We start from the raw sequence: 255 nt of genomic DNA, 5'->3' as shown, positions 1-255 counted from the left end.
TACAAGACCCACCTAGCTATGACAGAGGAACGTATCATTAGCGCTGCAGTGGTCACATCTGGTGAAAAAGGTGATGGTCCGGAATTGCCAATACTTTTGAAAATAAGCCAGGATAATGGAGTTCAGGCGGATACCGTAATCGGGGATACCGCATATTCCGGCAAGGATAACCTTAGACTCAAAGATAAAAATAATGAGGCCATAAAGATAGTGGCAAAGCTAAACCCTATTATCACACAAGGTCTTAGAAAGAAA

The 255-nt window shown here is 42.4% G+C and carries 1 pseudogene; it reads left to right on the top strand.

What is annotated here, in order from left to right:
* Nucleotides 1-255: pseudogene (locus tag LB467_RS19650) on the top strand (IS5/IS1182 family transposase); the annotation flags it as partial.

This window comes from Salegentibacter tibetensis (assembly GCF_020164485.1).
Taxonomy (GTDB): Bacteria; Bacteroidota; Bacteroidia; order Flavobacteriales; family Flavobacteriaceae; genus Salegentibacter; species Salegentibacter tibetensis.
The sequence above is the reverse complement of the archived record's forward strand: the minus strand, read 5'-3'. Positions and strand labels throughout refer to the sequence as shown.